Genomic DNA, 14,215 nt, shown 5'->3' with positions numbered 1-14,215 from the left:
CGCATCATGGCGACCAAACTCGAAGCGCTGCAACAATCGCTGCAAACGGCCTTGGGTGACAAGGCCGTTTCCTTGACAGAAGCACTGGGTGAGCTGACCCTGGTAGTCAAGGTGGCCGACTGGCCGGCGATTGCCCGTACCCTGTGTGATCACGAATCGCTGCAGCTCAAGAGCTGTATCGATCTTTGTGGTTTGGACTACAGCACCTACAAGGACGGTGGCTGGGATGGCGCACGCTTTGCTGTCGTCTACCATCTGTTGTCGTTGGTGCATAACGTGCGCCTGCGCGTCCGCATCTTCTGTGGCGACGACGAGTTGCCGGTGATGCCTTCCATGATTGATGTCTGGCCTGGCCTCAACTGGTTTGAGCGCGAAGCGTTCGATCTGTACGGCATCGTCTTTACTGGTCATCCGGATCTGCGTCGCATTCTGACTGACTATGGTTTCGTCGGTCATCCCTTCCGCAAGGATTTCCCCCTGTCCGGTCACGTCGAGATGCGCTACGACCCGACCCAGGGGCGGGTGATCTACCAGCCCGTGACCATCGAGCCGCGCGAAATCACGCCGCGCATCATCCGCGAGGAGAACTACGGTGGCTGAGATCAAGAACTACACGCTGAACTTCGGTCCCCAGCATCCCGCCGCGCACGGTGTATTGCGCCTGGTGCTGGAGCTGGATGGTGAAGTGGTGCAGCGTGCCGACCCGCATATCGGCCTGCTCCATCGCGCTACCGAGAAGTTGGCCGAACACAAGACTTTCATCCAGTCGGTGCCGTATATGGACCGCCTGGACTATGTATCCATGATGTGCAACGAGCACGCCTATGTCATGGCCATAGAGAAGCTGATGGGCATTGAGGTGCCTGTCCGTGCCCAGTATATACGCGTCATGTTCGACGAGATCACCCGTGTGCTGAACCACCTGATGTGGATAGGCGCACACGGTCTGGATTGCGGCGCAATGACGGTGTTCCTGTACGCTTTCCGCGAGCGGGAAGATCTGATGGACTGCTATGAGGCGGTGTCTGGCGCCCGTATGCACGCAGCCTATTACCGCCCTGGTGGTGTGTATCGCGATCTGCCCGAGACCATGCCGCAGTACCAGGCATCCAAGGTGCGCAACGCGGCGGCCATCAAGCAGCTGAACGAGAACCGCCAGGGTTCGCTGCTGGATTTCATCGAAGACTTCACGCGGCGTTTCCCCACCTATGTGGATGAATACGAGACCCTGCTGACCGACAACCGTATCTGGAAGCAGCGTACGGTCGGTATTGGCGTGGTGTCGCCTGAGCGTGCTGTGCAACTGGGCCTGACCGGCGCCATGCTGCGGGGCTCCGGCGTGGAGTGGGATCTGCGCAAGAAGCAGCCCTACGAAGTCTACGACAAGCTCGATTTTGATATTCCGGTGGGTGTCAACGGCGATTGCTACGACCGTTACCTGTGCCGTGTCGAGGAAATGCGTCAGTCCAACCGCATCATCAAGCAGTGCGTGGACTGGCTGCGCAAGCATCCCGGCCCGGTCATCACCGACAACCATAAGGTGGCGCCGCCCAGCCGTGTCGACATGAAGTCGAACATGGAAGAGCTGATCCACCACTTCAAGCTGTTTACCGAAGGCATGCATGTGCCTGAGGGCGAGGCCTATGCTGCAGTCGAGCATCCTAAGGGGGAGTTCGGCATCTATCTGGTGTCGGATGGGGCCAACAAACCCTACCGCCTGAAGATACGCGCACCAGGTTTCGTGCACTTGTCCGCGCTCGACGAAATGGCGCGCGGCCATATGATTTCGGATGTCGTGGCCATCATTGGTACGCAGGACATCGTGTTTGGGGAGATAGACCGATGATGTTGACGCCGGAATCCCTCGCGCAGATAGATCGCGAAGTGGCCAAGTATCCCGCCGACCAGAAGCGTTCCGCCGTGATGTCCGCCCTGCGCATCGCCCAGGTGGAAAAAGGCTGGTTGTCTTCCGATACCATCAAGTTCGTGGCCGAATACCTGGGTATTGCGCCCATGGCCGCCCACGAAGTGGCGACCTTCTACAACATGTACGACCGTGCCCCGGTGGGCAAGTACAAGATCACCGTCTGTACCAACCTGCCGTGCGCGCTGTCTGGTGGTGTCGATGCCGGTGAATACCTGCAGAAGAAGCTGGGTATCCACTTCAACGAAACCACCGCCGATGGCAAGTTCACGCTCAAGGAAGGCGAGTGCATGGGTGCATGCGGCTACGCCCCGGTGCTGCTCGTGAACAACCACACCATGTGCAACCATATGACGCCAGATGCGATTGATCGCAAACTGGCCGAACTCAACTAAGGCCGGGGACGAAGCGTATGACCGTTTACGTCAAAGGCGTTGTATTCGACGGCGTCGATTTTGATGATCCGAACTCCTGGAACATCGATGCCTACATCCAGCGCGGCGGCTATGCCGCTCTGAAGAAGATCATTGCCGAGGGCATCACCCAGGATGCCATCATTGCCGAACTGAAGACCTCGTCCCTGCGTGGACGTGGTGGTGCGGGCTTCCCTACGGGCCTGAAGTGGTCCTTCATGCCGCGCAGTTTTCCTGGCCAGAAGTACCTGGTCTGTAATACCGATGAAGGCGAGCCGGGTACGTTCAAGGATCTCGACATCATCGTCAACAATCCGCATGCGCTGATTGAGGGGATGATCATAGGCGGCTACGCCATGGGCATTACCGTCGGTTACAACTATATCCACGGTGAAGTGTTCGAGGCCTATGAGCGCTTCGAGGCGGCCTTGGAAGAAGCGCGTCGTGCTGGTTTCCTGGGTGACAACATCCTGGGCAGCGAGTTCTGCTTCCAGCTGCATGCCCACCATGGCTATGGTGCCTATATCTGTGGCGAGGAAACTGCCCTGCTGGAGTCGCTGGAAGGCAAGAAGGGCCAACCGCGTTTTAAGCCGCCGTTCCCGGCCAGTTATGGCCTGTATGGCAAGCCCACCACGATCAACAACACCGAGACGTTTGCCTCGGTGCCCTATATCGTGCGTGAAGGTGGCCAGAAGTTCCTGGAACTGGGCAAGCCCAATAATGGTGGTACCAAGCTGTTCTCCATCTCCGGCCATGTCAATCGTCCCGGCAACTACGAGATCCCGCTGGGTACGCCGTTCGCCGATCTGCTGGAAATGGCTGGTGGCATGCGTGGCGGCAAGAAGATCAAGGCCGTGATTCCGGGCGGTTCGTCTGCGCCGGTGCTGCCTGGTCATATCATGATGGAAACCACTATGGACTACGATGCCATTGCCAAGGCCGGCTCCATGCTGGGTTCGGGCGCGGTCATCGTGATGGACGAAACCGTCTGCATGGTCAAGGCGCTGCGTCGCCTGTCCTATTTTTACTATGAAGAATCCTGCGGTCAGTGCACCCCGTGCCGCGAAGGTACGGGTTGGCTCTACCGTGTGGTGGATCGCATCGAGCGCGGCCTGGGCCGCCCGGAAGACCTGGATCTGCTTGAGTCGGTGGGCAAGAACATCGCGGGCCGCACCATCTGTGCCCTGGGTGATGCTGCCGTGATGCCGGTGCAAGGCATGCTCAAGCACTTCCGCGACGAGTTCCTGCACCACATCGAACACAAGAAGTGCTTAGTGCCGGGCTTTTGATCGCCCACGACGTGGCGGCCTGAAGTCTGGGCCGCTCGCCTGCAGTCTGTGAAATAACCGGCATCCGCCAGCTAGAAACGAAAGTTCGGGCAGCCCGACCATGCTTGAAATCGAAATCGACGGTACCAAACTGACAGTCCCCAATGGCACTACGGTCATTGAGGCTGCGCGTTCTATCGGTACGCACATCCCGCACTTCTGCTACCACAAGAAGCTGTCCATCGCGGCCAACTGCCGCATGTGCCTAGTGCAGGTTGAGAAGGCGCCCAAGCCGCTGCCCGCCTGCGCTACGCCGGTGAACGATGGCATGAAGGTGTACACCCATTCCGATATGGCAGTGAAGGCCCAGCAGGGCGTGATGGAGTTCCTGCTGATCAACCATCCGCTGGACTGCCCTATTTGTGACCAGGGCGGTGAGTGTCAGCTGCAGGATATCGCCGTCGGTTATGGCGGTTCCAGCTCGCGCTATGAAGAAGAAAAGCGCGTCGTGCCCAACAAGGATCTGGGCCCGCTGATTTCCACCGACATGACTCGCTGCATCCATTGCACTCGCTGCGTGCGCTTCACCGAAGAAGTGGCCGGCATGCAGGAGATAGGCATGGCGGGTCGGGGCGAACATTCCGAGATCATGTCGTTCATCGGCATGACAGTGGATTCCGAAATCTCCGGCAACGTGATCGATCTGTGCCCGGTGGGCGCGTTGACCTCCAAGCCGTTCCGCTATACCGCACGTACTTGGGAGCTGTCGCGTCGCAAGAGCGTGAGCCCGCATGATGGCCTGGGCGCCAACCTGGTAGTGCAGGTCAAGGCCGACCGCGTCATGCGTGTCCTGCCGCTGGAAAACGAAGCCATCAACGAATGCTGGATCGCTGACCGCGACCGCTTTGCCTACGAAGCGCTCAATAGCGAACAGCGCCTGACCAAACCCATGGTCAAGCAAGGTGGTGTCTGGCTGGAAACAGATTGGCAGACCGCGCTCGAATACGTCGGTAATGGCCTCAAGTCCATTAGCCGTGATTACGGCGCAGACACCGTGGCCGTGATGGCGACGCCACACTCCACGGTGGAAGAACTGTTCCTGCTCAACAAGCTGAGCCAGGCCTTGGGTGCTGGTAGCGCCAGCGTAGGCGGCCGCTATGCCGATGAGCGCCTGGCTGCTGCGCAGCAAGGTGCCGCCTGGCTGGGCCAGCCCATTGCCGACGTGGCGCTATCTAAGGCCGTGCTGGTGGTGGGGTCGACCCTGCGCAAGGAGCAACCGTTGCTGGCCCAGCGTCTGCGCCAGGGTGCCAAGCGTGGCCTCAAGCTGGCCATACTGAATCCGGCGGATGATGAGTTATTCAGCGCCATTGCCGCCAAGCTGATCAGCCGCCCGGACCAAATGGTCGAGGCACTGGCCGGCGTGGTCAAGGCAGCGGCAGAGCTCAAGCAGGCAGCAGTGCCGGCCGATGTAGCCGCTGCGGAACCCTGTGCCGCTGCCCGCGGCATTGCTCAGGTGTTGGTCGATGCCACAGCCGCCGAGGGCGACCGCGCTAGCGTGCTGCTGGGTAACCTGGCAGCCCATAACCCCCGTGCTGCCGAACTGGCCGCACTGGCAAACCAGCTCGCCGCCATTACTGGCGCAACCGTGGGCTGGTTGAGCGAAGCCGCCAACACCGTTGGCGCGCAGGTATTGGGCCTCACCAGTGGCAATCTGTTGAGCAAGCCACGCAAGGCTGTGCTGCTGTTCAACAACGAAGTCGAATTCGACAGCCATGATGGCCAAGCTGCGCTGGCTGCGGTGAAGCAGGCCGAGATGGTCGTGGCCTTCTCCGCATTCAAGCACGGCGCCGTGGACTACGCTGATGTGTTGTTGCCCATTACGCCGTTCTCGGAAACAGCCGGCAGTTTCATCAATATGGAAGGCAAGCTGCAGACCTTCAACGGTGTGGTGAAGCCGCTGGGTGACAGCCGTCCGGGCTGGAAGGTGCTGCGTGTGCTGGGTAATCTGCTGGCCAGCGAGGGCTTTGATTTCGACAATGCAGAAGCCGTGCGCAAGGCGGCCTTGCCGCAGGGCGAGGCTGGCATTGCCGCCAAGCTGGGCAATGCAGTCAACGGCTTGGCCGTGACGCTGCAGGCAGCAGCGACTGGCCTGGTGCGCATGGGTGAAGTGCCTATCTACCAGGCTGATGCGCTGGTTCGCCGCGCGCCGTCACTGCAGAAAACCCGCGATGCCGCTGCACCGTTGGCAGGCTTGTCGCCAGCCACTGCGGCACAGCTGGGTGTTGCCGAAGGCGATACCGTCAAGGTTCAGCAGGGCGAGGCGCAGGGCAGCTATACCGCTACCATCATGGCCGGTTTGGCTGATGGTGTGGTACGCCTGGCAACCGCTCATCCGACCACGGCCCAGCTGGGTGCCATGTTCGGTTCCATCCAACTGACGCGCGCCTGAGGAGAGAAGCATGATCGACGCGCTGCATAATGGTTTTCTGAGTCTGCTGGGCCCCATGCTGGGCACCCTGGCCTGGACCTTGTTCAAGATAGTCCTGATCATCCTGCCGGTGTTTGGTGCAGTGGCCTATCTGACGCTCGCCGAGCGCAAGGTGATCGGCTACATGCAGATCCGTATCGGCCCGAATCGTGTGGGTCCTTATGGCCTGCTCCAGCCTATCGCCGACGGTGTGAAGCTGCTGCTGAAGGAGATCATCTCTCCCAGTGCCGCATCTACCGGCCTGTTCTTCTTTGCGCCCATCATGGTGCTGGCGCCGGCGCTGGTCGGCTGGGCGGTCATCCCATTTGCACCAGGCCTGGTGCTGGCAGATGTGAATGCCGGTCTACTGTATGTGATGGCGATCACCTCGCTGGGTGTCTACGGCATCATCGTGGCCGGTTGGGCGTCCAACTCCAAGTATGCCTTCCTCGGTGCATTGCGCGCCTCGGCCCAGGTGATCTCCTACGAACTGGCCATGGGTTTCGCCCTGGTCGGCGTGTTGATGGTATCGAGCAGCCTTAACCTGAGCGATATCGTGAACCAGCAGGGACACGGCCACTTTGGCGGCTCCTTCATGTCGTGGAACTTCATACCACTGTTCCCGCTGTTCCTGGTCTACCTGATCTCGGGCGTGGCAGAAACCAACCGCGCGCCGTTTGATGTGGCTGAAGGTGAGTCTGAGATCGTGGCTGGTCACATGATCGAATACTCGGGCATGAGCTTTGCGCTGTTCTTCCTGGGCGAATACGCCAATATGTGGCTGATCGGCGCCATGACCTCCATCATGTTCCTGGGGGGCTGGTTGTCGCCGTTTCCGGCTTCGATACCGGTGCTCGGAGCGCCCAGCATCTTCTGGCTGCTGGCCAAGATGAGCTTCGTGATGTTCCTGTTCCTGTGGTTCCGCGCCACCTTCCCACGCTATCGCTATGACCAGCTGATGCGCTTGGGCTGGAAGGTGTTCATCCCCGTGACCCTGATCTGGATCGTGGTGGTGGCTGCTTGGATGCAAACCGATTATTCGCTCTGGAAATAAGCTGGGCATCATGGAAAAGATTCAGAACTTCTTCAAAACCTTCCTGCTGCTGGAACTGCTCAAGGGCATGATGCTCACGGGCCGGCATTTCTTCCAGCGCAAGATCACCGTGCAGTTCCCGGAAGAGAAGACGCCGTATTCGCCGCGCTTCCGTGGCCTGCATGCCCAGCGTCGCTACGCCAATGGCGAGGAGCGCTGCATTGCCTGCAAGCTGTGCGAAGCGGTTTGTCCGGCCATGGCCATCACCATCGAGTCTGAAGTCCGTGACGACGGTACCCGCCGTACCTCGCGCTATGACATCGATCTGACCAAGTGCATCTTCTGCGGTTTCTGCGAAGAGGCCTGCCCGGTTGATGCCATCGTCGAGACCCATGTACTGGAATATCACGGCGAAAAACGTGGTGACCTGTATTACACCAAGCCCATGCTGCTGGCAGTGGGCGACAAGTACGAAGCCGAGATCGCGAAGAATCGCGAAGCCGACGCCAAGTATCGCTAAACGGAAAGCCCCGGTAGCCATGACTCTGACCACCGTCATCTTTTACATATTCGCGGCCATCCTGATTGTGTCCGCCCTGCGCGTGATCACCGCCAAGAACCCGGTACACGCTGCATTGAGCCTGGTGCTGTCCTTCTTTACCGGCGCTGTGCTGTGGATGTTGATCGAGGCCGAATTCCTCGCCATCTCGCTGGTGCTGGTGTATGTCGGCGCCGTGATGGTGCTGTTCCTCTTCGTGGTGATGATGCTGGACATCAACTTCGAGGAGTTGCGCAAGGGCTTCTGGGGTTTCTTTCCGGTTGCCGCCATCGTGGCCACCATCATGGCTGCCGAGATGGTGCTGATCCTGCTGGCCAAGGGGAACGGCCTGGAGAGCTTTACCACGGTGGCGCCGCTGCCTGAGGGTGTCTCCAACATCAAGCAGCTGGGCATCCCCATCTATACCGACTACCTGCTGGCCTTCGAACTGGCCGCCGTGTTGCTGCTGGTGGCGATCATCGCCGCCATCTCGCTGACCCTGCGCCGTCGCAAGAACACCAAGTACATCAACCCGGCCGATCAGATTGCCGTGAAGCGCAATGACCGCCTGCGCATTGTGAAGATGCAAGCCGAAGTGGAAGTGCCGGAAGCGCCAGCCGCAGCTGACGACAAGCCGGCTGCCTGAACCGAAAGACGAGATAGACAGCCATGACCCTGACTCATTACCTCGTACTGGCCGCGATCCTGTTCGCGATTTCGGTATTCGGCATTTTCATGAACCGCAAGAACGTGATCGTGCTGCTGATGGCCATCGAACTGATGCTGCTGGCAGTGAACATGAACTTTGTCGCCTTCTCCAAATACCTTGGCGATACGGCGGGCCAGATCTTCGTGTTCTTCATCCTGACCGTGGCCGCCGCCGAGTCGGCGATCGGCCTCGCCATCCTGGTCGTGCTGTTCCGTAACAAGCGTTCGATCAATGTGGAAGACCTCGACAGCCTGAAGGGCTAAGCCCGGCAATCGAGCCTGACGACTCAACAAGAAACAGCCCGCGCGAAAAATGGATAAACCTACGCTCTACCTGCTGATAGCCCTGTTCCCGCTCTTCGGTGCCATTGTGGCCGGCCTGTTCGGCCGCGTCATAGGCCGTGCCGGGGCGCATTGGGTCACCATACTCGGCGTGGCGGCCTCCTGCGCTGGCTCGTTCTATGTGCTGTTCGACCTGCTCAACGGGGGCGAAGCCTACAACGGCAACGTCTACACCTGGTTGACGGTGGATGGCCTGGATGTGGCTGTCGGCTTCCTGGTCGACAAGCTGACCGCGATGATGATGGTGGTGGTGACCTTCGTGTCCTTGATGGTGCACATCTACACCATCGGCTACATGGAAGAAGACCCCGGCTACCAGCGCTTCTTCAGCTATATCTCACTGTTCACCTTCTCCATGCTGATGCTGGTGATGAGCAACAACTTCATCCAGCTGTTCTTCGGCTGGGAGGCTGTGGGCCTGGTGTCCTACCTGCTGATTGGTTTCTGGTTCAAGCGTCCTACCTCCATTTTCGCCAACCTCAAGGCATTCCTGGTCAACCGTGTCGGTGACTTCGGCTTCCTGCTGGGTATCGGCCTGGTGCTGTCGCATTTCGGCTCCTTCTACTACGCTGATGTGTTCGCCAATGCGCCGGCCCTGAAGGACGCCACCATCTCGCTGCTGCCAGGTACCCAATGGTCGCTGCTGACCGTGACCTGTATCCTGCTGTTCATCGGCGCAATGGGTAAGTCTGCACAGTTCCCCCTGCATGTATGGCTGCCCGATTCGATGGAAGGCCCGACCCCGATTTCGGCGCTGATCCATGCCGCTACCATGGTGACTGCCGGTATCTTCATGGTGTCGCGCATGTCGCCACTGTTCGAACTGTCCGACACCGCGCTCAATTTCATCCTGGTGATAGGTTCCATCACCGCGCTGTTCATGGGCTTTCTGGGCATCATCCAGAACGACATCAAGCGCGTGGTGGCTTACTCCACCTTGTCGCAGCTGGGCTATATGACCGTTGCGCTGGGGGCATCGGCTTATTCGGTGGCGGTGTTCCACCTGATGACCCACGCCTTCTTCAAGGCACTGCTGTTCCTTGCTGCCGGCGCGGTCATCATGGCCATGCACCATGATCAGGATATCCGTCGCATGGGCGGCCTGAAGAAGTACATGCCTGCCATCTACTGGACCTCGCTGCTGGGTTCGCTGGCACTGATAGGCACGCCTTTCTTCTCGGGCTTCTATTCCAAGGATTCCATCATCCTGGCGGTTGAGGCATCCAAGCTGCCGGCGGCAGGCTTTGCCTACTTCGCCGTATTGGCTGGCGTGTTCGTCACGGCCTTCTACTCCTTCCGCATGTTCTTCCTGGTGTTCCATGGCAAGGAGCGGTTCGGCCAGGCCGATGAGCACCATGGCCACGACGACGAGCATGGCGATGACCATCAACATGGCCTGGCGCCCGGCGAAAAGCCCCACAGCCCTGGCCTGGTGGTGACCGGTCCGCTGATGCTGCTGGCCATCCCGTCGGTGCTGATCGGTGCATTTGCCATCGGCCCCATGCTGGCAGGCGATTTCTTCAAGGATGTGCTGTTCGTTAATCTGCAAGCCCACCCTGCCATGGAAGCGGTGATACATCATGCCCACAACGCCGTGGCGATGGGCCTGCATGCCTTCGTGACCCTGCCGTTCTGGCTGGCACTGAGCGGTGTGGCGCTATCGGCCTATTTCTATCTCAAGCGCCCGGATATTCCGGCTGCCATCAAGACACGCGTGCAACCAATCTACACGCTGCTGGAAAACAAGTACTACATGGATCACCTCTATATCCAGGGTTTTGCGGCGTTTGGCCGTGGCCTGGGCAAGGTGCTCTGGAAGGTGGGTGATACGGTCATCATCGACGGCATCGTGGTGAATGGCACCGCCAAGCTGGTGGGCGCCGTTGCTGGCCTGGTGCGTCGCGTACAGACCGGCTACATCTATCACTACGCCTTTGCCATGATCATCGGTGCGCTGCTGCTGCTGACCTGGTGGCTGGGCCGTTTTGTTATCCCGCATTGATCGCGTTTACGCGTTTATAGAAAACACATTCAGTAGGTAAGGGTGGATATGTCTGAACATCTGTTGAGTCTGGCGATCTGGGTGCCGATCGTGGCCGGCCTCTTCGTGCTGGTGACCGGTGGCGACCAGAATGCTGGCTGGGCACGCAAGATTGCCCTGGTGGGGGCCTTGCTGGGCTTCCTCGTCACGATTCCGCTCTACACCCGGTTTGCGCCCATGCATGGCGGCATGCAGTTCGAGGAGATGCGTCCCTGGATTGAGACCTTCAATATCAACTACCACCTTGGTGTTGACGGCCTGTCCATGTTCTTCGTCATCCTCAATGCCTTTACCACCCTGCTGGTGGTGATAGCTGGCTGGGAAGTGATACAGAATCGTGTGGCGCAGTACATGGCAGCCTTCCTGATCATGTCTGGCTTGATCAACGGCGCGTTTGCCGCACTTGATGCCATGCTGTTCTATGTGTTCTTCGAAGCCATGCTGATCCCGCTGTACCTGATAGTGGGTGTGTGGGGTGGACAGAATCGCGTTTACGCTGCCATCAAGCTGTTCCTCTACACCCTGATGGGTTCGCTGCTGCTGCTGGTGGCCTTTATCTACCTGTATTTCCAGACGGATCGCAGCTTCGAGATTGCCGACTTCCAGCGCGTCGCGCTGCCCCTGGCGGTCCAGGGTTACCTGATGATTGCGTTCTTCTTCGCCTTCGCGGTGAAGGTGCCGATGTTCCCGGTGCATACCTGGTTGCCCGATGCCCACGTTGAGGCGCCTACCGGCGGCTCCATGGTCCTGGCCGCGATCACCCTGAAGCTGGGTGCCTATGGCTTCCTGCGGTTTGCCCTGCCGATTGCACCCGATGCTGCCCGTGAGTGGGGCTGGATCATTGTGGTGCTGTCGCTGATCGCTATCGTCTATATCGGCCTGGTGGCCTTGGTGCAGACCGATATGAAGAAGCTGGTCGCCTATTCGTCCATCTCGCACATGGGTTTCGTTACCCTGGGCTTCTACATGCTGGTGGATGGTGCGCCGACGACCTATGGCGTGGAAGGTGCGCTGGTACAGATGATCTCGCACGGCTTTGTATCGGCCGGCATGTTCTTCTGCATAGGGGTGATGTACGACCGTGTCCATAGCCGCAAGATTGCGGACTACGGTGGCGTGGCCAATACCATGCCCAAGTTCGCGGCCTTTGCCCTGCTGTTTGCCATGGCCAATTCCGGCCTGCCGGCTACTTCCGGCTTTGTTGGTGAGTTCATGGTCATCATCGGCGCCGTCAAGGTCAATTTCTGGTACGCCTTCCTTGCTGCCACCACCCTAGTGTTTGGCGCCAGCTATACCCTGTGGATGTACAAGCGGGTGATCTTCGGCGACGTAGCCAATGAAAACGTGGCGGCTTTGAAGGACGTCAATGCCCGTGAGTTCGCCGTGCTGGCAGTATTGGCGGTGGCGGTACTGGGCATGGGTCTGTATCCGCAGGCCTTCACCGAAAAGATGCACGCCAGCGTGGATACGCTGATTACCCATGTCAAAACATCCAAGCTGCCTTGATAAGCGCCGATACGAATACGGGATTGAACAAGAATGACGCTCGCTAGTTTGAATCTGGTCGCGGCCCTGCCGGAAATCTGGTTGCTGTGTGCTACCTCGGCTATCCTACTGATCGACCTGTTTATCAAGGACGAGAGGCGCGACATTACCTACGCCTTGTCCATGGTGACGCTGCTGGGTGCCGCCTTCCTTACCGTCAACGGCTTTGCCTGGACGCCACGGGTGGCCTTCTCCGGCATGTTCGTGGCCGATGCCATGTCGGATGTGCTCAAGTTGGGCATGTACGGCGCGGTAGGCCTGATGCTGGCCTATAGCCGCAGCTACGCCGCCGATCGTGGCATGTACCGTGGCGAGTTGTTCACCCTGTCGCTGTTTGCCCTGCTGGGCATGATGGTGATGGCGTCCAGCACCAATCTGCTGACCCTGTATGTTGGCCTGGAGCTGCTGTCGCTGTCGCTGTACGCCCTGGTGGCGCTGCCGCGTGATTCCCAGCCGGCTACCGAGGCGGCCATGAAGTACTTTGTGCTGGGCGCGCTGGCGTCAGGCATGCTGCTGTACGGCATGTCCATGGTGTATGGCGCTACTGGTTCGCTCGATATCCATACCATCGCTGCCAAGGTGGCAGATGGTTCGGCCAATCACACCCTGATGGTGTTCGGCCTGGTGTTCATTGTCACCGGTATCGGCTTCAAGCTTGGCAATGTGCCTTTCCATATGTGGGTGCCCGACGTCTATCAGGGTTCGCCTACCGCCGTCACCCTGCTGATCGGCTCTGCCCCCAAACTGGCAGCCTTTGCCTTCGTCATGCGTCTGCTGGTGCAGGGCATGCCTGGCCTGATGGCCGATTGGCAGGGCATGCTGATCGTGCTGGCTGTGCTATCCATAGGCGTAGGTAATCTGGTCGCCATCGCCCAGACCAACCTCAAGCGCATGCTGGCCTATTCGACCATCTCGCATATGGGCTTTCTGCTGCTGGGCGTCCTGGCGGGCACCGTGCAGGGTTATTCGGCGGCCATGTTCTACGCCATCGTCTATGCGATCACGGCCGTGGCAGGTTTCGGTGTGGTGCTGCTGATGTCGCGCCAGGGTTTCGAGGCCGAGCGCCTGGCAGATCTCAAGGGTTTGGCCAAGCGTAGCCCCTGGTTTGCCTGGATGATGCTGTTCGTCATGTTCTCCATGGCGGGTATCCCGGTATTTGTCGGCTTCTTTGCCAAGCTGGCGGTCATCCAGGCCATAGTCGAGGCGCAGCTGGTGTGGCTGGCCGTGGTGGCGGTACTGTTCTCGCTGATTGGTGCCTTCTACTACCTGCGTGTGGTCAAGCTGATGTTCATGGATGAGCCCAGCGATGAGAGCCCGATCGCGGTGAAGCTGGATATGCGCATACTGCTTTCGGTCAACTGCCTGGCCATGCTGGTACTGGGGCTGATGCCCAATCGCTTGCTGGTGCTGTGCTACCAGTCGGTGGGTCATAGCCTGGGTGTGATGTGAATACGACTTTAATCGTTTTTATCGGATTGGCGGCCTTGGCCGCCAATTTGCCGTTTATGCTGGAGTCCATCCTGTTCGTGCGCAAGCCGGCCAGTGGGCGCAAGGCCTTGGGCTGGCGGCTGCTGGAGCTGGTGCTGCTGTATTTCATTGTGGGTGGGCTGGGTTTGTGGCTGGAAAGCCGCTACGGCCCAGTGCATACCCAGCGTTGGCAGTTCTATGTCACCACCTTCGCCTTGTTCGTAGTGGCGGCCTATCCCGGTTTTGTTGCGCGCTATTTCTGGCGCAAGCCTGGCATGTAAGTACTTGTTTTTTCTGTATGTGCGGTGTCGTGGTAAAAAATCTGCAAAATTCTTTGTTGAAATGCTTGCCAGAATGGCAATACATCCCTAGAATGCGCAGCTCTTTGCAGGCGCGTAGCTCAGCTGGTTAGAGCACCACCTTGACATGGTGGGGGTCGTTGGTTCGAGTCCAATCGCGCCTACCAACA

At 59.1% G+C, this 14,215-nt stretch carries 13 protein-coding genes and 1 tRNA gene; all 14 read left to right on the top strand.

Annotated elements, in window-relative coordinates:
* Positions 1 to 6 precede the first annotated feature (6 nt).
* The 14 genes from QWZ03_RS07510 (at position 7) to QWZ03_RS07445 (ending at position 14,212) form a co-directional block, all read left to right on the top strand.
* A complete protein-coding gene (locus QWZ03_RS07510) occupies positions 7 to 600 on the top strand; it encodes an NADH-quinone oxidoreductase subunit C (protein WP_284194697.1) in 594 nt (197 codons plus the stop codon).
* The gene (locus QWZ03_RS07505; protein WP_284194696.1) at positions 593 to 1,846 is read left to right on the top strand and encodes an NADH-quinone oxidoreductase subunit D; all 1,254 of its coding nucleotides are present in this window, start codon (positions 593 to 595) and stop codon (positions 1,844 to 1,846) included. The genes QWZ03_RS07510 and QWZ03_RS07505 overlap by 8 nt, the downstream gene beginning before the upstream one ends.
* Complete coding sequence (nuoE, locus tag QWZ03_RS07500; RefSeq protein ID WP_284195780.1) at positions 1,846 to 2,319, top strand: NADH-quinone oxidoreductase subunit NuoE; 474 nt, start codon at positions 1,846 to 1,848, stop codon at positions 2,317 to 2,319. The genes QWZ03_RS07505 and nuoE overlap by 1 nt, the downstream gene beginning before the upstream one ends.
* Positions 2,320 to 2,336: 17 nt before the next feature.
* Positions 2,337 to 3,626 carry an NADH-quinone oxidoreductase subunit NuoF gene (nuoF, locus tag QWZ03_RS07495; protein ID WP_290332148.1) on the top strand — a complete coding sequence of 430 codons (1,290 nt, stop codon included), beginning with the start codon at positions 2,337 to 2,339 and terminating at the stop codon, positions 3,624 to 3,626.
* Positions 3,627 to 3,726: 100 nt separating this feature from the next.
* Complete coding sequence (gene nuoG, locus QWZ03_RS07490; protein WP_290332146.1) at positions 3,727 to 6,054, top strand: NADH-quinone oxidoreductase subunit NuoG; 2,328 nt, start codon at positions 3,727 to 3,729, stop codon at positions 6,052 to 6,054.
* A 10-nt stretch (positions 6,055 to 6,064) separates the two neighbouring features.
* On the top strand, positions 6,065 to 7,126 hold the full coding sequence (nuoH, locus tag QWZ03_RS07485) for an NADH-quinone oxidoreductase subunit NuoH (RefSeq protein ID WP_290332144.1): 1,062 nt from the start codon (positions 6,065 to 6,067) through the stop codon (positions 7,124 to 7,126).
* 10 nt (positions 7,127 to 7,136) lie between these two features.
* A complete protein-coding gene (gene nuoI, locus QWZ03_RS07480) occupies positions 7,137 to 7,625 on the top strand; it encodes an NADH-quinone oxidoreductase subunit NuoI (protein ID WP_284194692.1) in 489 nt (162 codons plus the stop codon).
* Between the two features lie 19 nt (positions 7,626 to 7,644).
* On the top strand, positions 7,645 to 8,289 hold the full coding sequence (locus QWZ03_RS07475) for an NADH-quinone oxidoreductase subunit J (protein ID WP_284194691.1): 645 nt from the start codon (positions 7,645 to 7,647) through the stop codon (positions 8,287 to 8,289).
* Positions 8,290 to 8,312: 23 nt separating this feature from the next.
* The gene (nuoK, locus tag QWZ03_RS07470; RefSeq protein WP_284194690.1) at positions 8,313 to 8,615 is read left to right on the top strand and encodes an NADH-quinone oxidoreductase subunit NuoK; all 303 of its coding nucleotides are present in this window, start codon (positions 8,313 to 8,315) and stop codon (positions 8,613 to 8,615) included.
* A gap of 49 nt (positions 8,616 to 8,664) precedes the next feature.
* Positions 8,665 to 10,695 (top strand): NADH-quinone oxidoreductase subunit L, encoded by a 2,031-nt coding sequence (gene nuoL, locus QWZ03_RS07465; protein ID WP_290332143.1) that lies wholly within the window; start codon positions 8,665 to 8,667, stop codon positions 10,693 to 10,695.
* Between the two features lie 48 nt (positions 10,696 to 10,743).
* Positions 10,744 to 12,240: an NADH-quinone oxidoreductase subunit M gene (locus QWZ03_RS07460; RefSeq protein WP_290332142.1), complete on the top strand. Its 1,497-nt coding sequence runs from the start codon at positions 10,744 to 10,746 to the stop codon at positions 12,238 to 12,240.
* A gap of 33 nt (positions 12,241 to 12,273) precedes the next feature.
* Entirely contained in the window at positions 12,274 to 13,728 is a 1,455-nt protein-coding gene (nuoN, locus tag QWZ03_RS07455) for an NADH-quinone oxidoreductase subunit NuoN (protein ID WP_284194687.1), read from the top strand.
* Positions 13,725 to 14,027, top strand: coding sequence for a DUF2818 family protein (locus QWZ03_RS07450; RefSeq protein WP_284194686.1), 303 nt, complete (start codon positions 13,725 to 13,727; stop codon positions 14,025 to 14,027). Before nuoN ends, QWZ03_RS07450 begins: the two co-directional genes overlap by 4 nt.
* 108 nt (positions 14,028 to 14,135) lie before the next feature.
* Positions 14,136 to 14,212: transfer RNA gene (locus QWZ03_RS07445), tRNA-Val, on the top strand.
* Positions 14,213 to 14,215: the final 3 nt, after the last annotated feature.

The organism is Chitinimonas viridis (genome assembly GCF_030409555.1).
Classification (GTDB): domain Bacteria; phylum Pseudomonadota; class Gammaproteobacteria; order Burkholderiales; family Chitinimonadaceae; genus Chitinimonas; species Chitinimonas viridis.
Note: the sequence above shows the minus strand (reverse complement) of the source record. Positions and strands in the feature narration are given on the sequence as shown.